The organism is Chitinophaga pollutisoli, from assembly GCF_038396755.1.
Lineage (GTDB): Bacteria > Bacteroidota > Bacteroidia > Chitinophagales > Chitinophagaceae > Chitinophaga > Chitinophaga pollutisoli.
Genome location: NZ_CP149822.1, coordinates 634,135 through 656,162 on the forward strand (window position 1 = coordinate 634,135; position 22,028 = coordinate 656,162).

At 54.2% G+C, this 22,028-nt stretch carries 16 protein-coding genes; 11 read left to right on the top strand and 5 right to left on the bottom strand.

Annotation, left to right across the window (positions count from 1 at the left end):
• Nucleotides 1-55 precede the first annotated feature (55 nt).
• Nucleotides 56-676, bottom strand: a complete 621-nt coding sequence (locus WJU16_RS02625; RefSeq protein ID WP_341836772.1) for a hypothetical protein — start codon at nucleotides 674-676, stop codon at nucleotides 56-58.
• A gap of 18 nt (nucleotides 677-694) precedes the next feature.
• Complete coding sequence (locus WJU16_RS02630; protein WP_341836773.1) at nucleotides 695-2,896, bottom strand: hypothetical protein; 2,202 nt, start codon at nucleotides 2,894-2,896, stop codon at nucleotides 695-697.
• Between the two features lie 404 nt (nucleotides 2,897-3,300).
• On the opposite strand from WJU16_RS02630, the gene WJU16_RS02635 reads away from it, so the two are divergent.
• From WJU16_RS02635 to WJU16_RS02680, 10 genes are all read left to right on the top strand, one after another.
• On the top strand, nucleotides 3,301-3,849 hold the full coding sequence (locus tag WJU16_RS02635; RefSeq protein WP_341836774.1) for an RNA polymerase sigma-70 factor: 549 nt from the start codon (nucleotides 3,301-3,303) through the stop codon (nucleotides 3,847-3,849).
• Nucleotides 3,850-3,911: 62 nt separating this feature from the next.
• On the top strand, nucleotides 3,912-5,081 hold the full coding sequence (locus WJU16_RS02640) for a FecR domain-containing protein (RefSeq protein ID WP_341836775.1): 1,170 nt from the start codon (nucleotides 3,912-3,914) through the stop codon (nucleotides 5,079-5,081).
• A 292-nt stretch (nucleotides 5,082-5,373) separates the two neighbouring features.
• Complete coding sequence (locus WJU16_RS02645; RefSeq protein WP_341836776.1) at nucleotides 5,374-8,709, top strand: SusC/RagA family TonB-linked outer membrane protein; 3,336 nt, start codon at nucleotides 5,374-5,376, stop codon at nucleotides 8,707-8,709.
• A gap of 41 nt (nucleotides 8,710-8,750) precedes the next feature.
• Entirely contained in the window at nucleotides 8,751-10,181 is a 1,431-nt protein-coding gene (locus tag WJU16_RS02650) for a RagB/SusD family nutrient uptake outer membrane protein (RefSeq protein WP_341836777.1), read from the top strand.
• A gap of 44 nt (nucleotides 10,182-10,225) precedes the next feature.
• Nucleotides 10,226-11,437, top strand: a complete 1,212-nt coding sequence (locus WJU16_RS02655) for a serine hydrolase domain-containing protein (RefSeq protein ID WP_341836778.1) — start codon at nucleotides 10,226-10,228, stop codon at nucleotides 11,435-11,437.
• A 34-nt stretch (nucleotides 11,438-11,471) separates the two neighbouring features.
• Nucleotides 11,472-13,070 (top strand): serine hydrolase, encoded by a 1,599-nt coding sequence (locus WJU16_RS02660; protein WP_341836779.1) that lies wholly within the window; start codon nucleotides 11,472-11,474, stop codon nucleotides 13,068-13,070.
• 5 nt (nucleotides 13,071-13,075) lie between these two features.
• Entirely contained in the window at nucleotides 13,076-14,800 is a 1,725-nt protein-coding gene (locus WJU16_RS02665) for a serine hydrolase domain-containing protein (protein WP_341836780.1), read from the top strand.
• Nucleotides 14,801-14,836: 36 nt separating this feature from the next.
• Complete coding sequence (locus tag WJU16_RS02670; RefSeq protein WP_341836781.1) at nucleotides 14,837-15,856, top strand: dipeptide epimerase; 1,020 nt, start codon at nucleotides 14,837-14,839, stop codon at nucleotides 15,854-15,856.
• Nucleotides 15,857-15,870: 14 nt separating this feature from the next.
• Entirely contained in the window at nucleotides 15,871-17,130 is a 1,260-nt protein-coding gene (locus WJU16_RS02675; RefSeq protein ID WP_341836782.1) for a DUF819 family protein, read from the top strand.
• 103 nt (nucleotides 17,131-17,233) lie between these two features.
• Nucleotides 17,234-18,199 (top strand): glycoside hydrolase family 43 protein, encoded by a 966-nt coding sequence (locus WJU16_RS02680; RefSeq protein ID WP_341836783.1) that lies wholly within the window; start codon nucleotides 17,234-17,236, stop codon nucleotides 18,197-18,199.
• Between the two features lie 92 nt (nucleotides 18,200-18,291).
• Here the strand turns inward: WJU16_RS02680 and WJU16_RS02685 are convergent, their stop codons facing one another.
• Nucleotides 18,292-18,828, bottom strand: coding sequence for a lipocalin family protein (locus WJU16_RS02685; RefSeq protein ID WP_341836784.1), 537 nt, complete (start codon nucleotides 18,826-18,828; stop codon nucleotides 18,292-18,294).
• 80 nt (nucleotides 18,829-18,908) lie between these two features.
• Nucleotides 18,909-19,403 carry an Lrp/AsnC ligand binding domain-containing protein gene (locus tag WJU16_RS02690; protein ID WP_341836785.1) on the bottom strand — a complete coding sequence of 165 codons (495 nt, stop codon included), beginning with the start codon at nucleotides 19,401-19,403 and terminating at the stop codon, nucleotides 18,909-18,911.
• A 153-nt stretch (nucleotides 19,404-19,556) separates the two neighbouring features.
• Here WJU16_RS02690 and WJU16_RS02695 point away from each other — a divergent pair, with 153 nt between their 5' ends.
• Nucleotides 19,557-20,255: a hypothetical protein gene (locus WJU16_RS02695; protein ID WP_341836786.1), complete on the top strand. Its 699-nt coding sequence runs from the start codon at nucleotides 19,557-19,559 to the stop codon at nucleotides 20,253-20,255.
• Nucleotides 20,256-20,947: 692 nt separating this feature from the next.
• Here the strand turns inward: WJU16_RS02695 and WJU16_RS02700 are convergent.
• Nucleotides 20,948-22,021, bottom strand: a complete 1,074-nt coding sequence (locus WJU16_RS02700; RefSeq protein ID WP_341836787.1) for an HNH endonuclease — start codon at nucleotides 22,019-22,021, stop codon at nucleotides 20,948-20,950.
• Between the last annotated feature and the right edge of the window lie 7 nt (nucleotides 22,022-22,028).

Below are 22,028 nucleotides of genomic sequence, written 5' to 3' on the forward strand. Positions count from 1 at the left end.
GCATTTACACATCGTGTAAAAGAAAATTTTAATGCCATAAGTTGTTGATTCGTCTTTAGTGACTATGACTATGCCCGCCCATATCCGGCGGATTGATCATGATATGTGCTTTATAAGTGCCGGCTCCCATCAGCCAGGGCATGCCCGGTTCGGCGGGTTCGGTCGGCAGGCCGGTGCTGGCCCCGGTGGCATATGGCATATATACCACATACCGGCGCTGACCGTCTTTAATCTCCCCCGTTTCCGGCACCAGCGCTTCATCTTTCCCCCAATAACCATACATGATGGTCGCTTCTTTCGGCATGAAGAGTTTACCGGATTTGATCTCCGCTTCGCGGGTGGAATCTTTCTGGCGCAGCTTGCCCTGTGCGGTCAGCTCGCGGCCACGGGCCATGAACGGCTCAAGGCTTTTCGGGTAAGCATACACGTACACGCCGAACTGTTTGGGGTTCGGGGCCAGGCAGATCATATCGTTGGTCCCCTGGCGCAGCACGGTCAGCTTGCCGTCGGGCGTGTAGCCCAGCACAGTAGCGCTGTCGCGGAACTCCTTCGGGGCAGCCATCACCGCCACGCGGATCTGTACATCCGCTGGCAGGATGGGCTTGGGTTTCTTCGCCTGCGCCGAGGCCGAAACGGCCAGGAGCGTGCAGACGATTACGTTCAATACTTTTTTCATGTTTGGTATATAGCGTTATCAGCGAAAAATATTCAGGTTCTTGCGGGCTTGCGTTCTCAGCGCGGCAGGATATTTATCGGACCCCGCGACTTCCTTACAAAGCGCTACGATTTCATCACGTTTCCAGGAGCGGGGGAACCAGCTGAGCGCTTCCAGGGCGGCCATTTTAACGGCTTCGCTGTTGTCCGCGTCGCGCACAATGGCTACCATCGCTGGCACTGTCTGGTGATAACGGTAAGCGCGCATCATGGTGATCTCCGAGATCCGGCTTTTGTCTGTTTTGGATTTAGCCAGGATCGTATCGTTCAGCTGCTTCAGTTTCTTCTCGTTATAAGCCGCGGCTTTCAGCAGTTCTTCCTTGCTGGATTCGAAGTGCACCATGGTTTCCGGCGAGATCTGTTTATTGATCTCGTTCACGATGGGCTGGGAATTCATCAGCGCGAGGGTGGATTTGATCTTGAAATTGATCCGCTCGGAATGGTAATCGTTGAGGATCATGTTCACGATATACGGTACGAACTCGTCGCTGCCGCTTTCGCCCATTTCGTAAAGGGAACGGCGGCGGATGAACTCGAATGAATCGCCGGTGGCGGCTTTCAGGACGGTTACGAAATCCGCGTTATTGAGCTTCTTCAATTGCTGGAATGCCTGCATGCGGGTGGATTCATAACCCGACTTGAAGTACGTTTCTTTCAGCAGGTTGGAATAAGCCGCTTTGTCCAGCTTGCCGTCGAGGTGTACGAGCGCCAGCGCCTGGATATCGGCGTCGGGCGTTTGCAGGAGGGATTTCCAGTAAGCGGCGTTGTAATTGCCAGTGATGGCGTCGTTCAGGTCTTTGGGGCCTATGCCGGTGAAGGCGAAGGTGGGGTCGCCCATGATGTGGGTTTCGAGGTAAGCGGTGTGCTTAAACCAGTTGCCCACACGCACGCCATGCTGGAGCAGGCCGAGCAGCTCTGTGGCCCAGAGGTCCTGCAATACGCCTATACTGTTGGCTACGGCTACAATATTTTTACCGCCGCCGAAGGGATAATAGCCGGCAATGTATTCATCGAGATGGAAGGAGCCGGTGAGGCAGTTATCCAGCATCACGAAGCGGGCGTTGGGCTTGGCGGACAGGAGGTCATCGGTATGGATGTCGAGGTTGCGGTTGAAGATGGAGTCCTGCTTCATGATTTCCGGTTCGAGCGCGTTATCCATCCAGTTCATAGGCACCCCGAGGGATTTCACGAAACCGGCTTTCACCGCTTCCACGTCGCGCCCGTCTTCTTTGGCGGCCTGCACTTTGGAGCGGAGATAGCGGAGGATGTTATCTTTCGCGCCGGAGGGATTGGATTGCGGCGCCACGCCGTTGATCAGCTGGATGTCGGTATCGCCGTGCCCGTGCATGATGGCGATATCGGTTTCCGGATGCTTCAGGGCGGAAAGGAGCGTGAATTTCAGGAAGGGATCGTTGGTGAAGGAAAAGAATTTCACCGCACCGCCGGGACGGAATACCGCGGGGAACTGGTTCCTGATCTGCATCTGCTCGCCGGCGTAAGCATTCATGGATTCCGAGTTATAGCCGTGGGCGGTGGAGATGAAAATATCGTTGACGGGATTGTTCTTCTTCTTCTCTTCCACCACTTTCACGAGATATTCCTTAATGAGATCGGCGGATTCGCGGCCTTTGATCACCGGCGGCTTGATCCGGGCGGTGTAGATACTCATATTGATCTGCTGCGCGGCGTCGGGGTTGATGCTGTAGTAGAAGTAGTTTTGCTGCGCGCTGTCCTGTTTGATGAAATCGAACCCCATGTGGAAATCGTCGTAGAAGCGGTCCGACGGAACGGAGGAGCGCTGCCAGTTGATTTTCTGGTTCATTTTGAAAGTGGAAGTCAGGTACTGGGCATCGCGGACCATGGGGATGGGAATATCTCCCACGAGCACGGCGCCTTCCAGTTTTTGCGGCCGGGCGTGGAGGTCTTTGAGTACTTTCCGGATCTGTTCCGGATTTCTCCAGTTTTCGTAAATAATATAGGTGCCGAGACCGGATTGTTCGACCGCGGTACGGTATGCTTCGATTTCCTTTTGGGCTTTTTTGAACGTGGGCTCGTCGACCACGATGGCAAAGCTGGTTTTTGATTTTACGCCTGGTTCCTGGATGTGCTGCGCTGCGGCGGCCTGGGTTGCGGCGAGCGCAACTGCCAGTAAGCAAATCCGGCTGATGGTTCCCCTGATCATATATTTTCGCTGTTTATTTTCTCATGTCGTTGGGCGGAGCGCTGGTGGATGAAAGGGATATAAATAACGTTTACTCGCTCTTGATAGCTCCCGTAACAAATTTCAAATGCAAATTTAGTCAACATACATCCGTTGCGTTTACGAAATCGGGAAAATTTTAACATTTTTTAAAAACGCCTCTAAATCCAGTACGGATATAGGTTTGACCATATCCGGAGATGTGAAGGTACAATTTATTTGCAACATTGTATCATTTTTAAAACCCGGTAAACTTTGAGGGTTTCCGGGAGACGGAAAATCTTTTTACTTTCAAAACCATGGATAATTAAGTATCTTTTCGCTACATCAGGCTATTCCATCAACCAGATCGTTACGCTTACCAACTATATTTCGCTTTGACGCTTTTGCATGCATATACAGACGAGCAGTTGTTTTCCCTCCTGCAGGAAGGGGACGAAGCCGCGTTTACGGAGGTGTACAAGCGTTACTGGAAGCTGCTTTTTTCGGTGGCGGCCAATAAAACAGGCATCCTGGCGGACGCGGAGGAGATCGTGCAGGACATTTTCGCCGATCTCTGGAAGCGGCGGGCCGATATCAGCATCCGCAGCACGCTCAGACAATATCTTGCCGGCGCCGTCAAGTTCCAGGTATTTGCATATTACGACAAGCAACAGCGCCAGCGCGACTTCCGGCAGCAGGCTGCAACCGGCGGATGGCAGGAGCCCGAATGCGATTACAATGCCCTCAAAGCCCAGATCCTCCAGGCGACGGCCCAATTACCCGAGCGCTGCCGCCTCGTTTATGAATTGAGCCGTAACGAAGGCCTCTCCCACAAAGAGATCGCCCAAACCCTCGGCATTTCCGAAAAAACAGTGGAAAACCAGATTACCAAGGCGCTCAAACATCTCCATTCCGCCCTCCGCTCCCTTTTCACCCTCGGCGGGATCATCTGATTTTTTCTTCCCGCGTAGGGGGAACCCTTCCTTTGTCCTACTTATAGGAAAACGAACGCTTTATGCCCGGCCAACAAAGGGAAGAACTCGCTTATTACCAGCAACTGATCCGCAAACTGATGGAAGGTACCATCACAGAAGCGGAGCGGGAACAACTGGAAGACTGGTACAACACCGGCATGGAGGATCCCGTGCAAATCCCGGCCAGCTTCGTTCCCGGCGAAGCAGAGCATGAAGCCCGCCTGCTGGCGCGCATCCGCGACAAAGCGGGCATCAGCACCGGTACGCGCGTGGTTCCCTGGCGCCGCCACACCTGGCGCGCCGCCGCGGTCATCTTCCTCATCGGGGGCGCCGCCACGTTCTTCATCCTCAACCAACGAAACCCGGCCAAACCGGCAGCGCAACCCGCCACCATGGCGCAGGACGTAAAAGCCCCCCGCTCCTCCCGCGCCACCATCACCCTCGGCGACGGCTCCCAGCTGGTGCTCGACAGCCTTGCCAACGGCGCCACCACCACGCAATCGAACACGCAGATTATTAAGCTCGACGGCGGCGAGATCGCCTATAACGGCAGCGCCAGCGAAAACAGCGCTCCCGTATTCAACACGCTTAACAATCCCAGGGGCAGCCAGGTAGTCAGCATCACCCTGTCCGACGGTACCCGCGTTTGGCTCAACGCCGGCTCCTCCCTCACCTACCCCGTTGTTTTTCACGGCAGGCAACGTAACGTGGAACTGAAAGGCGAAGGGTATTTTGAAGTGGCGAAGAAGAATGGGCAACGGTTCGTGGTAACCGCCCGCGGTACGCAGACAGAAGTATTGGGCACGCATTTCAACATCAACGCATATACCGAAGAATCTGCTACAACTATCACTTTACTCGAAGGGGCGGTACAGCTCCATCTTTCCGGCAACACCCATCCCCTGCGGCCTGGCGAACAGGCGTCGGTAACACCGGCAGGGAACATTACCACTACCCGGCCCGACCTGGACCAGGTAATGGCCTGGAAGAAAGGGGATTTCTATTTCACGGGAACCGATATCGAAACTGTTATGCGGCAAGCCGCGCGGTGGTACGACCTGGAAGTGGAATACCGCGGCAAGGTGACCGGCACCCTGTCGGGCGACGTATCGCGGAGCGTCAATGCCTCCGAACTGTTCCAGATGCTGGAACTCACCGGGCGCGTGTCTTTCGAAATCGAAGGCCGCAAAGTCATCGTCATACCTAAATAACATATGAATATGCAACGCAACCAAAATCTGGTGTACCTGCCAGCAAAACACAAGTAAAAGGGCTTTCCAAAAGAAAGCCGTCGCGTGGTCAGACGCGACGGCCGGAATTCGGGCGCCTGAAATTACAATCTCGCTTGACTGTTTTATTTATTCACCCAAACCTGTCCCGGGGAAACCGGGACCCGGCAAAGATATGACTTTAACCAAAGACTTGCCAGCCAGGAAACCGCGCAGTACGCATCCGCGCGTCATCATTTTTCATGAGACTTTAAAAACCAAGGTGATCCGAGCCATGAAACTTTCCTCGATCTTCATGCTGATCGGGTGTCTTGCCGCTAGTGCCAAGGGTTACACACAGAAGCTCACCATTAACGAGAAAGACGCTCCGATTTCCCGGGTTTTCCGGGCGATTAAAAAGCAAACGGGATACAATTTCGTGTATTTCGACAGCGACATCCAGGCGGCGCAGCGCGTGACCGTGCAGGTGCACGACCGGCCGCTGGAAGACGTATTGCAGATCTGCCTGAACAACCAGCCCGTCACGTACAAAATCGTCAACCGCACGATCATTTTGTCACGCAAAGCCAACGCCTCCTTCCGCCAGGGTGCGGCTGCCGATTCCGTGAAAGGGGATATTTCGGGAAGATTGCTCACCCAGGCCGGGGAACCGGTGTGGGGCGCGAGTATTTTCGTGAAAGGAACGCCCAGGGGCACGCAATCCAACGAGCAGGGCCGTTTCCAGCTGTCCGACGTCCGCCAGGGCTCGGTGCTGGTGATTACCTTCGTGGGATTTGCCACGCAGGAAATGAAAGCGCATTTCAGCGCTGACGGTTCCGTGCAGCTGAGCGGCACCGGTGTTTCCGTTTCCCGGACCAACGAAGGTTACCTCGCCATTATCATGAAGCCATCCGCCCGGCAAATGGACGAAGTGCTGGTGGTGCCCTACGGCACGCAGAGCCGCGCTTCCTACACAGGTTCCGCCGTTACGGTGAAGAGCGAGCAGCTGGAAGACCGGTCCCGCCCTTCTTTCCAGCAATCGCTGCAGGGGAACGTAGCGGGGATGCAGGTGATGGAATCCACCGGCCAGCCGGGCGCCGCGCCCACCGTGAGGCTCCGGGGCATCAGTTCCTTCAGCGGCATCAACACGCCTTTGTATGTGGTAGACGGCGTGCCCATGCTCACGCAGGAAATCACCACGCTGGCCACCTCCTCCAACTCCGGCGCCGGCATCAACCCGAACGATATCGAATCCATTACGGTGTTGAAAGACGCTTCCGCCGCTTCGATCTACGGTTCGCAGGGCGCGAATGGCGTGATCCTCATTACCACGAAAAAAGGCGCTGCTGGCCGCACGAACATTTCCGCTTCCGCCAATTACGGCATCAACCAGATGGCCACCTCCAAGCGCAATAAACCGCTGAGCACGGCCGAGATGACGGAACTGATGATCGAAGGCGTCCTGAACCGGCAGACCAACGGCATCACCACACCCGACGCCGCGAAAGCATTCCTTGTTACCCAGGGCCTGAACCCGGATGTGAATACCGACTGGATGGATGTCATCACCCAAACCGGACAATACCAGCAATATAACCTGTCGGCCTCCGGCGGGAACGATAAAACGAAATTCTTCCTTTCCGGCGGTTACTATAAACAAGACGCCGTAACCCGCGGGCAGTGGTTCGACCGCAAGACCGCGCGCATCAACCTCAACCACAAAGCCAGCAAACGGCTCAGCTTCAACAGCACCATGAACTTCACCGGGCAGCGGCTGAGCACCGTACCGGCGGCGGGAACGGGGCAAAACCCCATCCGCAGCCTCTACCGCCTCGTGCCCTGGCTGGCGCCGTATACCGAAACCGGGGCCTACAATCCCAATCTCGTTTACAATCCTGAAATCGTACGGAACGAAAACAAATACGAAACGAACATTTACCAGGCCATCGGCAACGTGGGCGCGCAATTGCAGATAACGGATTACCTATCCGCCGAATCCAAACTGGGCATCGATATTCATTACTCCGACGATTACCGCTACTGGAGCCCGCTCTGGAGCGACGGCCGCGGTTCCAACGGCCGGGGTGCGGAATACTCAACTTTGTGGGCCAACTGGACGGCTTCGAACCTCCTGAAGTTCAACCGGCAATTCGGCAGTCTCGGCGTGAACGCCACCGTTGGCCAGGAAGGCGCCCGCCGCAACCTGAAACGCGTGAGCACGCAGGCGAACAATTTCGCGGCGCAGGATCTCTACACGCTGCAGAACGCATCGGAGCCATTCGTGGCCTGGAGCTACCGCGCGGCGGCTTCCATCGCTTCCTATTTCGTGAATACCAGCTTTAACTACGACCAGAAATATTACATCAACCTCACCGGCCGCCGCGACGGTTCGTCGCGCTTCGGCAGCCTCCGCCGCTGGGCCAACTTCTGGTCGGCCGGCGCGGCCTGGAACATCGACAAAGAAAACTTCATGATGAACGCTTCCTGGATCGACCGGCTGAAACTCAGGGCCAGCTATGGTTTGAGCGGCAGTCAGCTGGGCGATTACTACGGCGCGCAGGGCTTCCTTTCCGGCGGCAACAACTATATGAACCTGCCGGGATTCATCGTCGGGCAAATCGAAAGCGGCACGCTGACCTGGGAAGAGAACCGTCCGCTCGACATCGGGCTAGAATTCGAATTCCTGAAAGGCAGGTTATCCGGCAGCATCGACTGGTACACCCGCCGCACCAGCAACCTCTTCCAGGACATGCCCGTTCCCATGGAAAACGGTGTAAGCAAACTGAATTACAACGTGGGCGGGATGAAGAACGAAGGATGGGAACTGGCCATCAACGGCCAGGCCATCAAGGCAAAATCAGCTGGCGGATTTGACTGGAACATCAACTTCAACATCTCCACGCAGAAAAACAAAATCCTCGCTTACCAGGATTCGAGCGTGGTAACAGGGGTTTTTCTCCGGGAAATCGGCGGCGACTTCTACCAGTTCTACCTCCGCGGCTATGCCGGCGTAGATCCCCAAACCGGGGACGCCCTTTGGTATACCGACAAAACCGAATCCAAAACCACCAACGTCTACAACCAGGCCGCGCCTTACAAGCAAACCGGCAAAAGCGCGCTGGCATCGGTTTTCGGCGGGCTGACCAATACGTTCTCTTTCAAAGGCGTATCGCTGTCCACCCTCATTTACTTCAATTGGGGCAATCACATTTACGACAGCTGGGGCGCCTACACGCAATCGGATGGTTCGGCGGGGCTGACCGAAACCGGCCAGATCAGCCGGATGACTTACGACCACCATTGGAAAAAGCCTGGCGACAATGCCAAATATCCGAAGATGGCGTACCGCGGGAGCCAATCGGGGCTTTCGAATCAATCGTCGACCCGTTTCCTGTACGACGGCAGTTACATCCGTCTGCGCGAGGTCACGCTTTCGTACCAGATCCCGGTGCGGGGCCAGCTAAAGCAGGTGGTGCGGGGCGCGTCGGTATATGTGCGGGGCAACAACCTCTACACATATGTCCGCGACCCGTATTTGCCGTATGATCCCGAAACGGATATCAGCGGCGTGCTGGACCAGAACCTGCCGATTTCGCGGCAATTCGCCATTGGCGTAAATCTTTCCCTTTAATCCTTCAATGCATGTGTATGCAAACGATAAAAGCCAGGATCATGCGAAGTCTTGCATCCTACACCATCATTCTTGCCGCGTGCGCTGCCTTTATGACGGCGGGCTGCGGGAAATCGTTCCTGGAGCTGAAGAACCCGCAGGCCATCGATTTCGACCAGATCAAAGATCTCGAATCGCTCACGACCGCTTCGACAGGTGTGTACAGCCGGTTTAAGCAGGCGAATTATTATAACCGCACGTTTATACTGGTGCCCGAGCTGATGAGCGACAACTGTTTCATCAGCATCCGCAATTTCGGGCGCTACCTCAACCAGGACCGCTTTGCCGTGGGCAACGGCGATTCCTATCTGACCGGCGCGTGGCAGCTGATGAACCAGGTGATCGTAAATGCCAACCTGGCGCTGTCTTCTGCGCAGAAAATCACCTTCCCGGCTGCCGAACAGGCGAAGGCCAGCCAGGTAACCGGCGAGTTGTATGCCTGCCGGGCGCTGGCCATGTTCGACATGGTACGCCTGTTTGCACAGCCGTATAACTTTTCGGCGGGCGCAGCCCATTTGGGCATCCCGGTATATACGCAACCCTCTAATCAGATCATTTATCCCAACCGGGAGAATGTGGCGAAGAGCTACGCGCAGATCGTTGCCGACCTGAAGCAGGCGGAATCGCTGATGGCCAACGCGAAAAGCAACGGCCGGTTTACGCTGGCCGCGGTGCAGGGGCTTTTGGCTAAAGTGTACCTCTACCAGGAAGACTGGGCCAACGCCGAAACCTACGCCACTAAAGTGATCGATAACACGCTGTACACGCTCCTCCCCGCTTCGGGATACGTGGCCAGCTGGAGCGCCAAATTTTCCGCGGAATCGTTGCTGGAGATCGGCAATACGCCCAATAGCAATTCCGGTTCCGACGGCATCGGGTACATGACCGAACAAGCCGGGTACGGCGACCTGCTCGCATCCAAAGATTTGTACGACACTTATACCGCCACCGACGTCCGCCGTGGGCTTATTACGCCGGGCGCGCGCGTCAACGCGGAGCCGCAGGCGTATTTCATCGGGAAGTATCCGAATGGGGTGGGGACGAAAGATGACAACCCGAAAGTGTTGCGCAAAGCGGAAATGTGGCTCATCCGCGCCGAAGCACGCGCCGAGTTGTCGCTCACCGATGCTTCCAAACGCGCCGGAGCACTGGCGGACCTGAACGTGATCGTCAAACGTGCAGACCCGTCCGCTACGGATGTAGATCTGAGCGGCGAAGCGCTCATCGACCGGATTATCCTCGAACGCCGCAAAGAGCTTGCCTTCGAAGGAAACCGGCTGTTCGACCTCAACCGGAAAGGAAAAGACGTGATCAACATCCAGTCGGATGCGCAGACCACCTACAAATATCCCAACAACCGTTTCATCATGCCCATTCCTTATGATGAAATGAACGCCAATCCCAACATGGAACAGAATCCTGGCTGGCGCTGAACCGCCGGCAAAAGTCAAACATTCATTCCTCTAAAATCAATGTTATGCAATTCAACAATTCCTCTCGCTTTATACAATACTCCACCCTCGGCCTGATCACCGCCATGTTGTTCCTGGCGGCCTGTTCCAAAAAGGATCTCGTTGCACCGCCCGCGCCGGAACACAAGCCCGACACACAATCCTCCATCACCACCATCATGCCCGACATGCCGGTGATCGACACCCAGATCGCCAGTTTCATGGCGCTGTACCAGGTGCCCGGCGCCTCCATCGCCGTGGTGAAAGACGGCAAGCTCGTGTACGCGAAAGGCTACGGCATCGCCGACTCCACCACGATGGATATGGTAGACACGTCCAGCCTGTTCCGCATCGCCAGTCTCAGCAAGTTCGTGACCACGCTCGGGGTGATGAAGCTGGTGGAAGACGATTCGCTGGAGCTGACCGATAAGATTTTCGGCGTGGGCGCGCTCCTCGATACCACGCTGGGCACCAAACCTTATCCCGCCTATATCCAGGACATGACCGTGGAGCAACTGCTGCGCCACGAAGGCGGCGGATGGGGCAATTCCTCCAACGATCCCGCGTTCGCGCAATCCACCTATAACATCGACCAACTTATCGGCTGGGCCATCAATAACAGGCCGTTGACGAACGCTCCCGGCACCGTAACAGATTATTCCAACCTCGGCTTCATGATCATGGGCCGGATTATCGAGAAGATAACGGGACAGAACTATGTGACCTTCATCCAGCAAAACGTATTGGGCCCTTCGGGCGTCGCCAACATGCAGATCGGCGCGTCTACGTATGCGCTCAGAAAACCGAATGAAGTCCGCTATTACGGCCAGAACGGCAACAATCCCTACGGCTACAACAGCAACGCGTTCACGCGGCTGGGCGCAGCGGGCGCCTGGATCGGCAGTCCGATCGACTACATGCGCGTGATGGTGCACAACGACGGGTTCACGACGGTGCCCGACCTCCTGGCCGCGGCTACCACCACGGCGCTCAGCACCAAATCCACTATTTCCAATTACGCTTTCGGCATCCGCATCAGCACCAACGGGAACTGGTATCACGGTGGTTCGCTGTCGGGCACGCGAACCTGGATGGTGCGCACCTATCATGGTTACAGCTGGGCGATTTTCCTGAACACGCGCAACAACACCACGGCCTTTAACACCGCGCTCGACCGCCTGATATGGCCCGCGGTGAACAGCAGCGCCACCGCCTGGCCGGCGATCGACCTGTTTTGATCCCCTGTTTATCCAACGATAAAAAAGTAACGGAATGATGCACAAAATGATTGACATCGCCGGTTGCAGAAGCAGCCGGAAAGCCCTCCTTTTGTCCCTCCTCATAGCCGTCTATGCCACCGGGTTCGGCCAGCGGAAGCCAACGCCGCTGCCGCCGGGGCTGGACGCCTACATCGGGAAAGTCCTCGATTCCTTTCACGTGCCCGGTCTTGGCATCGCGGTGGTGAAAGACGGGCAGGTATTGCTTTCGAAGGGATACGGCGTCCGGAAAATGGGCGAAACCGGGAAGGTGGACGCACAAACCCTCTTCCCGATCGCTTCCAATACGAAGGCATTCACTGCTACGGCGCTGGGGATGCTCGCGGAGCGGGGCAAACTGCAATGGAAAGACCGCGTGATCGACCATTTGCCGTGGTTTCGGATGTCGGACCCATATGTAACGCGGGAGATCACCATCCGGGATTTGCTGGTGCACAACAGCGGCCTGGCGCCCTATGCCGGGGACCTCATGCAATTCCCCGTGACCGACTTCACACGGCGCGAGATCGTGGAGAAGATCCGATTCCTGCCGCTGGCCACCAGTTTCCGCTCCGCGTATGCGTACGACAACGTGCTGTACCTCGCGGCGGGCGAAGTGATCGAAGCGGCAAGCGGGTTGTCGTGGGAAGATTTCATCCGCCGCGAGATCCTCGATCCCGCGGGGATGCAGGGTACCCTGGAGCGGTTTTCCCGGTTCCAGGGGCAGATCAACGGCGCGATGCCGCACATCCCCGACAGCAAAGGCCGCATCAGCGTGCTGGAAACATTTTTCGAAGAAGGCATGAGCGATAAATCCAACCCGGCGGGCGGCATCGTGTCGAATGCGGCGGATATGGCGAAATGGATGCTGGTACAACTGGATTCGGGGAAAACGTTGTTCCACCCCAAAACCACTGCGCTGTTGTGGCAGGGCGTGAATCCCATGCCGGAAGTATCCGTACCTGCATGGATCGGGCCATCGCGCACGGACATGAACAGCTACGCGCTGGGGTTCAGGGTGTACCTCAACCGCGGCACCAAAGTAGTGACGCACGGCGGCAAGCTGGACGGCTTCGTGTCCTGCGTGATGCTCTTCCCGGAACATAGACTGGGCATAACGGTACTCACCAACCAGGAATCCGGCAACGCCTATAACGCCATCATCCAGCACCTGGCGGATTATTACCTGAAAAAACCGGCGACCGACTGGATACGCGGTTACCGGATACAGGAAGACGCGAAGTTCGCGCGGTTCGCGGCGCTGGAAGGACAATCGCTGGCGAAGCGGGATAGCACCTCGCGCCCGGCGTTGCCGCTTGGAAAATACGCCGGCACCTACCGCGATCCCTGGTACGGGGATATAACGGTGACGCTGAAGGATGGCGCGCTGTACATGAAGGCACAGCATACGCCCGTGTTCTACGGCAAAATGGAGCACTGGCAGTATGAAACTTTCATCGTGCGGTGGGACCATCGCGAAGTGCGTGGCGACGCCTTTATCACATTTACACCCGACGCCGGCGGAAAGATTGTGTCGGCGAAGATGAAAGCCGTATCGCCGCTCACTGACGTCAGTCTCGACTTTCATGACCTGGATCTGAAACCTGTTAATTAACCGATATGAATGCACATACACACAAACGCCGGAGGATGCCGATCTTCCGGACCGGATGTCTGCTGGCCGGCCTCTTTGCCGGCACGGCAGTGCAAGCCCAGCAGACCGACAGCATCGTGGCCCGGCTCACGCGGCTCACGGCGGATTTCGGCGCACAGGAGCCCGGGGGCACGTTGATCGTGAGCCGGGAAGGAAAGGAGATTTTCCGGAAATCGTTCGGGGTCGCCAACCTGGAGCAGCCCATGCCCGTAACGGACACTACGCTGTTTGAAGCCGCGTCTGTCTCGAAGCAATTCACCGCCACGGCTTTACTGCTGCTCGTGCGGCAGGGGAAGTTGTCGCTGGATGATGACGCGCGCAAATATTTCCCGGAGCTGCCGGATTACGGCGCCACCATCACGATCCGGCAGCTGCTCACGCATACGAGCGGGCTGAAAGACTGGCGGAACGTGACGTATCTCACGCCCTGGCCTACCGGGTATCGCCTCATGGACCAGGCTTTTGCACTGGACATGATCTTCCGGCAGGCCAACCTCAATTATGCGCCCGGCGAAAGGCTTTCGTATACCAATGCAGGGTACGATCTTGCGGCTACGCTCGTGGAAAAACTGACGGGTATTCCGTTTGCGAAATTTGTGCAGGACAGCCTGCTTACGCCTGCCGGTATGCACCGTTCTTACTTCCGGAAGCACTTCCGGTATGTAGCGCCCGGTAAAGCCACCGGCTACTTCCGCGACGGCAAAACCTGGAAAGCCGGCACTGTGCTCGATGAAAATTACGGCGCGGCGGGGCTTATCACCACGGCGGAAGACCTGCACAAATGGCTGCGCTACATCCATCATCACTTCAAACCGGAAGATGCATTTACAAAAATGCGGCTGGAAAGATACGTGCTGAACAACGGCGACACCTGCGATTATGCCAATGGCGGCGTGTACGTCAAAACGATAGCAGGCATCCGGCAAATCAGCCATTCCGGCTTCCTGGGCGCGTTTCGTGCGCTCACCACCTACTACCCCGCCGGTGATTTCGCGGTCGCTTACACAAGCAATAACCAGGAAATTTCCACCGTGGAGCTCAACAATAACATCTTCGAGATTCTTTTCGACCGTAAGGTGGTTAAACCTTTGCCTTACTCCGACAAAGACACCATCCGCCTGCAGCCGGCCACGCTGGCAGGGAAAACGGGGAGTTACATGAACGAGACCGACAGTTCCGACGTCCTCCAGTTTTTCACCGGCCAAACCGGCCTGCTGCAATACCGCGCGCCGCTGAAAGCGCTCCCGGGCAATAAATTCCTGCTCGAAAAAACGCTGTACCAGTTCTCTGGAACCGGCGAATCCGTGACGCTTACGCGCGGCGGGGAACCTGTCACCTACCGGAAAATCCCCATCTATACCGTATCACCGGAATTGCTGAAAGTTATTGCCGGCGCCTACCACAGCGAAGATTGCAATGTGACGATTTCCCTGGAACAGCATCCCAGGGGATTAATCATGCACCGTGCCCCCTCCGATTCCGTGATCCTGGAACCGGTTTTCAATTCCGGGAAGCAGATCGGTTACAAAGGATTTGACCACGGGCTGCGGGTGATTTACGATTTCCATATGGACAACCAGCAGGTAGCGCGCCTGTCTGTTCATCTGCCGCGGGCCAACCGCATTTATTTCAGCAAAACCGTTTCGAAAAATCAATCGCCGCGTCAACTCGCCGGATTCCGGCAGCGGTAAGCCAACCAAAACAATCATTCGAAAATCAGATATAACATGAAAATCAGTTTTGAAACATTCGAGCTCAGGAAGAAATATCCGTTCACCATTTCCGGATACACCATGCTCACGCAATCCGTGATTTACCTCACGATAGAACATGAAGGCTATACCGGCGTCGGGGAAGCCAGTCCGGGTTATTACTTCAACGAAACCATCGACGACGTCCTCGCTTTTTACGCCTCGCTCGTGCCCGATTTCGCGAAGTTCTCCGATATCAGCGACCGGCAGTCCATCATGGATTTCGTGGAAAAGAAGCGCCCCGGCCTTACAGCAGCGAAAGCAGGGATCGATGTAGCGCTGAATGACCTCTACGGTAAAATCCTCGGGAAGCCCTGTTATCAACTCTTCGGCGCCGATCCCGATAAAATGCCGGTGACTTCATTCACCATCGGGATGGATACGCCGGAGGTTATCCGCAAGAAAGTAAGCGAGGCCACGGAATTCAAACTGCTGAAAATTAAGCTCGGCGGCGAAAACGACCGCGGTATCATCGAAGCGATCCGCTCCGTATCGGACCAGCCGTTGTGTGTAGACGCCAACCAGGGCTGGACCGACCGCCAGGAAGCCATCGACATGATCCATTGGCTGAAGGAACAGGGCACCACATTCATCGAGCAGCCCATGCCCGTTGCGCAGCGCGACGATAACGCCTGGGTCACCGAGCACAGTCCGCTCCCCGTGGTCGCCGACGAAGCCGTGCAGCGGCTTGTGGACGTGGAAAGCGCCAAGGGCGTGTATCATGGCATCAACATCAAAATGTCGAAATGCACGGGAATGCTGGAAGGATACAAAATGGTGCAAAAGGCGCGTTCGCTGGGATTGAAACTGATGATCGGCTGCATGAGCGAATCTTCTGTTGGTATACTCGGCGCCGCCGCCATCGCGCCATTGTGCGACTGGGTGGATCTGGACAGCAGCTGGCTGATCGCCAACAATCCGTATCACGATCCTGAATTGAGAGAAGGGAAAATCATTTTATCAGATGCGCCGGGCCTGGGCCTGCGCAAAAAATAAGCGATCCAGACATCATGAATGAAGTAACAGTCCGCCAGCCGCTCATCCAGCAGGATATCGTCGTTTTCGCCATCCTGGTGCTGATTACGACGGCCGTGCACCTCACGTCGAATTCGCAGAACCGTGTGCTGAAGAAGTTTTATTTCTTTTGTCCGCCTTTGCTGGTCATGTATTTCGTGCCCGGCATATTGAACACCGCCAACGTCATCAACGGGGAAAACTCGCGGGTATACGAGCTAATTTCGAAGTTTTTGCTGCCGGCGGGCCTGGTGTTGTTTACGCTGAGCGTGGATATCCGGGAATTGTGGAAGCTCCGCAAAAAAGCGGGCGCCATGTTTTTGGCGGGCGCTGTAGGTGTGATCATCGGCGGGCCGCTGACGATCCTCATTGTGAAACAATTCGCACCCGGCCTGGTCGGCGGCGAAGGGCCGGACGCCGTTTGGCGGGGACTGGCCTGCGTTTCGGGCAGCTGGATTGGCGGAAGCGCGAACCTGGCGGCGTTGAGCGAGGTATTCAAACCCAGTCCGAAGCTTTTCTCCAGCATGGTGATCCTTGACACGATCATCGCCAACCTGTGGCTGGCGATCCTGTTGTTCGGCGTAGGGAGGAACAAGCAAATAAACCGTTTTTTCCGCGCCAATGACAATGATGTGGACGAGGTGCGGGAGAAGATAGCAGCATATCAGCTGGCGACGTCGAAGATTCCGAGCCTGGGCAATGTATTGTCGATTCTGGCGGTAGCCTTCGGAGGATGCGGGCTGGCGTACTTCATCGCGGAGCCTACGGTAGCGTACATCCAGATGCAATACCCTGTGCTGGAGCGTTTCAGTCTTACGTCGGGGTTCTTTTGGGTGGTGATTTTATGCACCACGATCGGGGTGGCGTTGTCGTTCACGCCGTTGCGCAGGCTGGAGGGTTCCGGCGCTTCGCGGACGGGGAACGTGTTTCTGTACCTGTTCATCACCGCGGTGGGTATGCAGATGGATATTGCCAGCGTGGCGGAGAACTACGGCTTGTTGTTGGTCGGGTTTATCTGGCTGTTGTTCCATATCCTGGCCATGCTGATCGTGGGACGGCTGATCAAAGCGCCTTACTTCTTTTTCGCGGTAGCGGGCGAAGCAAACCTCGGCGGCGCGGTGCAGGCATCGCTGATCGCGTCGGCCTTTCACCCGGCGCTGGCGCCCGTTGGCGTATTACTGGCCGTGTTGGGTTATGTATTCGGCAATTACGGCGGCTATCTGTGCGGGTTGCTCATGCAGTGGGCATCCGGTTGAGCATAGCTATACATTGGTAAGTAAAAGCCCCCCGGAGCATGCTGCTTCGGGGGTTTTTCGATCCGCTAATAGAAAGCGGGCGATTTTTTCTATTTTAGGCGTCATGGTACACATTCTCAAATGCGCGGTAGCGGCAGCCTTGATGGCGATGGCGATGGCGCTGCCCTGCGCGGCGCAGCAGCCGTCCATCTTCCTGGCCGACCCTACCATTTTCACCGACAAGGGGCAATACTATCTCTACGGCACCAGCAGCAGCAGGGGCTTCCTCGTATATACTTCCAAAGATCTGAAAACATGGCAGGCGCCGGCGGATACTTCGCGCAGGCTGGCGTTGCAGCGTGGTGAGGCATTCGGTAACGGGGGCTTCTGGGCGCCGCAGATCTTTAAACATAAAGGCGCTTACTACATGGCGTATACGGCTGACGAGCAAATTGCGATCGCCAAGGCCTCCCATCCCGCGGGCCCTTTCAAACAGGACAAACCCTTTGCACTGAGCGGCTCCGGCAAGCAAATCGATCCATTCGTTTTCTTTGACCCCAACGGAAAAGTCTATCTCTACCACGTCAAATTGCAGCAAGGCAACCGGATCTTCGTTTCAGAAATGCGGCCGGATTTATCCGATGTGATCCCCGGCACCGAAAAGGAATGCATCGCAAGCACCGAAGGCTGGGAAAACACCGTGAATGCGGAGTGGCCCGTGGCGGAGGGGCCTACCGTACTCCTGCATAAAAAAACATACTACCTCATTTACTCCTCGAACGATTTCCGCAATAAGGATTACGCGGTGGGATATGCTACTTCCTCCTCCCCCACCGGCCCCTGGAAAAAATATCCAGGCAACCCGGTCATCAACCGGCAATTGGTCGGCCATAACGGCTCCGGCCACGGCGATGTGCTGTACGACAAATCCGGGAAGATGCGCTACGTGCTGCATACCCACCGGACGGCCGACCGCGTTTCGCCCCGTGCCACGGCCATCATCGACATCCGTTTCCGTCCGGGCACCGACGGCGTTGATGTATTGGAGGCGGATGCCCAATCGTTCCGCTGGCTGGAATCCAAAGATTAATTCTTTAGTTTCGGTTACAGTGCTTGGAAAATCCATAAAAAAGGCAACCCGGGAGCCGGATTGCCTTCTACATATATGATTGGATATGGGTATCAGTCGTGTTCGACCCAGACGAGTTTTTCGGTGTCATACCCGATTTCCCGGGCGTACGCGAGATATTGGTCTCTTATCTCGTCGGGGATTTCAGGATCGCGGGATAAAATCCACATATAGCGGAGATCGTTACCGAAAACGAGTGCGTGGCGATATTCGCGGTCGATGGCTACCACATTGTACCCCGCGTAAAAGGGGCCGAAAAAGGAGACTTTCAGGCGGGCTTCGTCTTCCAGGAAAACGGGTTTCGCTTTGCCGGTGCTTTCCCGCCATTTGCCGCGTTTATAATCATAGCCCCGGTTCTCGACTTTCACAGAGCCATCGGCATTCTGCGAGTAAAAAGCGGAAACGTTGTTGAGGGACCTTTCCCAGCGGTAATCCAGCCTTGCGATTTCGTACCACTGGCCGAGGTATTTGCGGAGGTTGAACGGGCGGACGGCTTTGGCCCCTTTCGGGATGCTGACCCGCGTAGCGTTGCGTAACAGCAGTGCGCCGCCGGCCAGGGCCAATGTCCAGTATAGCGTACTTTTTTTCATACAATGGGTATTTGTGAAAGAAAGACAAATACTATGCCTTGGCGGCATATTCCGGTTGTATGGATATGATATGGAATGTTTTAACTCAAATCCCCGAAGCAGGGAACGTGTACGTCTTTGGAGAATTCTTCCTGCAGGGAGATCATGGATTCCGTCCGGTCGACGCCGGTGATATGATGGATCTGCTCGTACAACACCGCGCGCAGGTGCTCCCGGTCGGAACAGACTACTTCCGCCAGCAGGCTGAACTGCCCCGTGAGCGTATGCACCCGCACCACTTCCCGGATACGGTGCAGCTTCGCGACCACGAAATCGTGCTTCGTTGCGTTCTGGAGGTAAATCCCCACGAATGCGGTAACCTTCAGCCCAATGCTGTGCAGGTTTACTTTCATCTTCGACTCTCCCAGGATGCCGTTGTCCTTCATCCGCAATACGCGGAAATGGATCGTTCCAGGCGACACATTGTATCGCTTCGCCAGTTCCTTGTGGGAAGTGTCCGCGTCGGATGACAACGCGTAGATGATGTTGAGATCGAGCTCGTCAAGCTCTGGCTGCGGTGATGATTTGGTTGGCATTGGAAATGGAGCTAATGGAGGCAAATAAGATAATTTAGCGGATATAACCAAAAGATTCAGTTAGTGTAAAATATACCCTATGCCGCGCGGAGAGCCGTTTCCGGAGGGCGCCGCTGCTTTATTCCCCAATGATATTATCTTTACACCGCTATCATGCCAGACACAATCAACATATCCAACCAAATTATCTACGTTTCGAATTTCCAGGAACTTGTAGGAACGTCCTATTACGGCGACAAAAACGCCGTTTGCTGGAAGCGCGAACTACGGGGGGATTTCGCAGAGATCGTTGAAAAGATAGCGCTTACCGGAAATATCACGGTGATTGAAGAAGCGGAACTTGGCGCGCTGCCATTAACCGAACCAGGACAAATGGCGCGCGAAATTCTTTTACAGGACATGAAGGATTTGAGGGATTGCGGCGCAGCGCCCGTCCTGAATGTGATCAAAAACTACGACGAGGACGACGACTACCCCTTCTTCCCCACGGATGTGTACTCCTACCATGTAGATCGTTCGCCGGTACCAACCGATACTTTTTTATGCACTTACTATGGCGATTCGAGCGAAATACTGCCGAATGCGCAAGCCAAACAGAAAATACACATCCCCGAAATCCGGGCTGAGCTTCGCAAATTGTTTGATGGAAGCGACGCCGGTTTTGAAGCATTCCTGGCAGAAAACTTCTTTGACCTGCACTACCAGGCAGTACCGGACGCCCAACCTGTTACATTAGGCAACAGTCATCTGTGGCGGCTGGCGGTTGATCATCCCGGAAGTAAAGTTCCGCCATGCATTCACCGCGCACCGAAAGAAAAATCGGGGTTGTACCGGTTGTTGTTGATTTGTTGAAGGAAAGGCAGAAAATAATCAGCACATACTATCAATAACAAAAAAGCTCGCAAACGCAACGTTTACGAGCTTTCTATTTTGTGTCGGGATGACTGCCCGACAAAGCAGTCACAAAACTCAATGCTGTAGCAGCTTTGAGCATTTACCCAGAAAAAACTCATGGAAAAACTCAGAGAGGAGCTAAAAATGGAATTCTTTCAATTTGTAATACTATTTTCTCGAATTCATCGGGCAGTCCACCCGACAAACTTAAAACCCGCTCTAGCAGCGGGTTTTATTCGTATTTACAATCATCTAATTTGTAGATATTTAGGCACCCAAACTACCAAAACACGCTTAAACATTGGGTTTTAGAAAATCCACTCTCAAAAACTCACGTAATAACTCACGGCAAAATCGCATCAGTCTTTTTAAATTGCTTTGAATTCATTTATATAGACACACCATGCGCACCGAGGTCATTTGAACCTATTTCCTACATGATCATATAAATTAAACCAAATCTACCTTCATTACTCGCAATACATTACTCCGCAACAGTTACAGTCACCTCAAAGAACTATTACAAATATATTTAATTTTTCATTGCCCCGATAGTTCTTCGCGCTTCTGACGAAAGTTTGATAATATCCGGCTACAATTTCAAAACCTACAATCTTTAACTATTCTATTAGTTTTCAATAAAAACAAACTTAAACACTCAGTCCTTCCCCTTTGTCATTATGATCAATTGAGCCCTCTTTGAATAAAACTTCGTTAAATGTAAAAGTTACTTCTTGAGGATCACCCTTCACTGGATCCTTATTTGAGAAGTTCAAAGTTTGGAATATCGGTACCCCAAACTTTTCCGCAAACGCCTTATCAATACAAGGTGGCGCTACCATAAGTAGATTCTCCTGACCATCATACATCCATAAATCATCGTCAAAATATGGAAGGGCTAATTGGAAGCTATAATTTTTGAAAAGCAGCTGAAAATGATGGGTATTCATCCTGGAATCTTTATTCTTCTTCTCCCAAATTATACCAATTGGGTAGTTATATTGCGGACCAGGATGAACAAATGCATATACTTGAAAGATCATATTTCCTTCTGTTGGTGGTTCGTAACTCCCCATTAGAAACGCGAATGCCCTCCTATATTTATACACATAATCTACTGGCATAGCAGATAAAGCCATCTTTAAGATAGCCTTATAAACCAAGAGAGGAACATATGTTTTCCTAGCGAAATTTACGGTCAATTTCTTTCCCGATTCATCTATTGTAAAATGATTCTTTCCACTACCATCAGAAACAATTTGAATTGCAACTTCCGGCCCAATCTTCTCAAATATCCCTGTTCCTACTTCCAAATCGTTCTCAAAATTCTTTACTTTCCTTTGTCGAGCCCGACTTAAATTTGGATGAAAAGGAACAGACATCCCCATATAATATGTCAGATTACTCTCAAAAAGCGAGTGGAAATTATTGCAATCGTCACACTCGAAATCGGAAAACAAAAAACCATTACCCAAAAAAGATGGAATCAGATGAGCTGCAGTTTTAAATGTAACCTCCGGACTTTTCTTACCACAAAATCTACACATCCTATCTTTTACAGGACGCAATTTCCTACGAAATTCCTTCCGGGAAGGCAATAAAACAATACTCTCATACTGTTCATGGAAAGCCTTCGTACATTCCGCATATCTGTCACAGGCTGAGTATCTAATCCTCGCAATCGGGTTATTGTCAGCATCTCTATCAACAAAAATTTGAAACATATACTTT

Excerpts from the sequence above, each read along its gene's own strand:
- WJU16_RS02660 (WP_341836779.1), top strand. The coding sequence starts at position 11,472 with ATGATGCACAAAATGATTGACATCGCCGGTTGCAGAAGCAGCCGGAAA.
- WJU16_RS02695 (WP_341836786.1), top strand. The coding sequence starts at position 19,557 with ATGCCAGACACAATCAACATATCCAACCAAATTATCTACGTTTCGAAT.
- WJU16_RS02645 (WP_341836776.1), top strand. The coding sequence starts at position 5,374 with ATGAAACTTTCCTCGATCTTCATGCTGATCGGGTGTCTTGCCGCTAGT.
- WJU16_RS02690 (WP_341836785.1), bottom strand. The coding sequence starts at position 19,403 with ATGCCAACCAAATCATCACCGCAGCCAGAGCTTGACGAGCTCGATCTC.
- WJU16_RS02625 (WP_341836772.1), bottom strand. The coding sequence starts at position 676 with ATGAAAAAAGTATTGAACGTAATCGTCTGCACGCTCCTGGCCGTTTCG.
- WJU16_RS02640 (WP_341836775.1), top strand. The coding sequence starts at position 3,912 with ATGCCCGGCCAACAAAGGGAAGAACTCGCTTATTACCAGCAACTGATC.
- WJU16_RS02685 (WP_341836784.1), bottom strand. The coding sequence starts at position 18,828 with ATGAAAAAAAGTACGCTATACTGGACATTGGCCCTGGCCGGCGGCGCA.
- WJU16_RS02670 (WP_341836781.1), top strand. The coding sequence starts at position 14,837 with ATGAAAATCAGTTTTGAAACATTCGAGCTCAGGAAGAAATATCCGTTC.
- WJU16_RS02700 (WP_341836787.1), bottom strand. The coding sequence starts at position 22,021 with ATGTTTCAAATTTTTGTTGATAGAGATGCTGACAATAACCCGATTGCG.
- WJU16_RS02650 (WP_341836777.1), top strand. The coding sequence starts at position 8,751 with ATGCGAAGTCTTGCATCCTACACCATCATTCTTGCCGCGTGCGCTGCC.
- WJU16_RS02630 (WP_341836773.1), bottom strand. The coding sequence starts at position 2,896 with ATGATCAGGGGAACCATCAGCCGGATTTGCTTACTGGCAGTTGCGCTC.
- WJU16_RS02680 (WP_341836783.1), top strand. The coding sequence starts at position 17,234 with ATGGTACACATTCTCAAATGCGCGGTAGCGGCAGCCTTGATGGCGATG.
- WJU16_RS02655 (WP_341836778.1), top strand. The coding sequence starts at position 10,226 with ATGCAATTCAACAATTCCTCTCGCTTTATACAATACTCCACCCTCGGC.
- WJU16_RS02665 (WP_341836780.1), top strand. The coding sequence starts at position 13,076 with ATGAATGCACATACACACAAACGCCGGAGGATGCCGATCTTCCGGACC.
- WJU16_RS02675 (WP_341836782.1), top strand. The coding sequence starts at position 15,871 with ATGAATGAAGTAACAGTCCGCCAGCCGCTCATCCAGCAGGATATCGTC.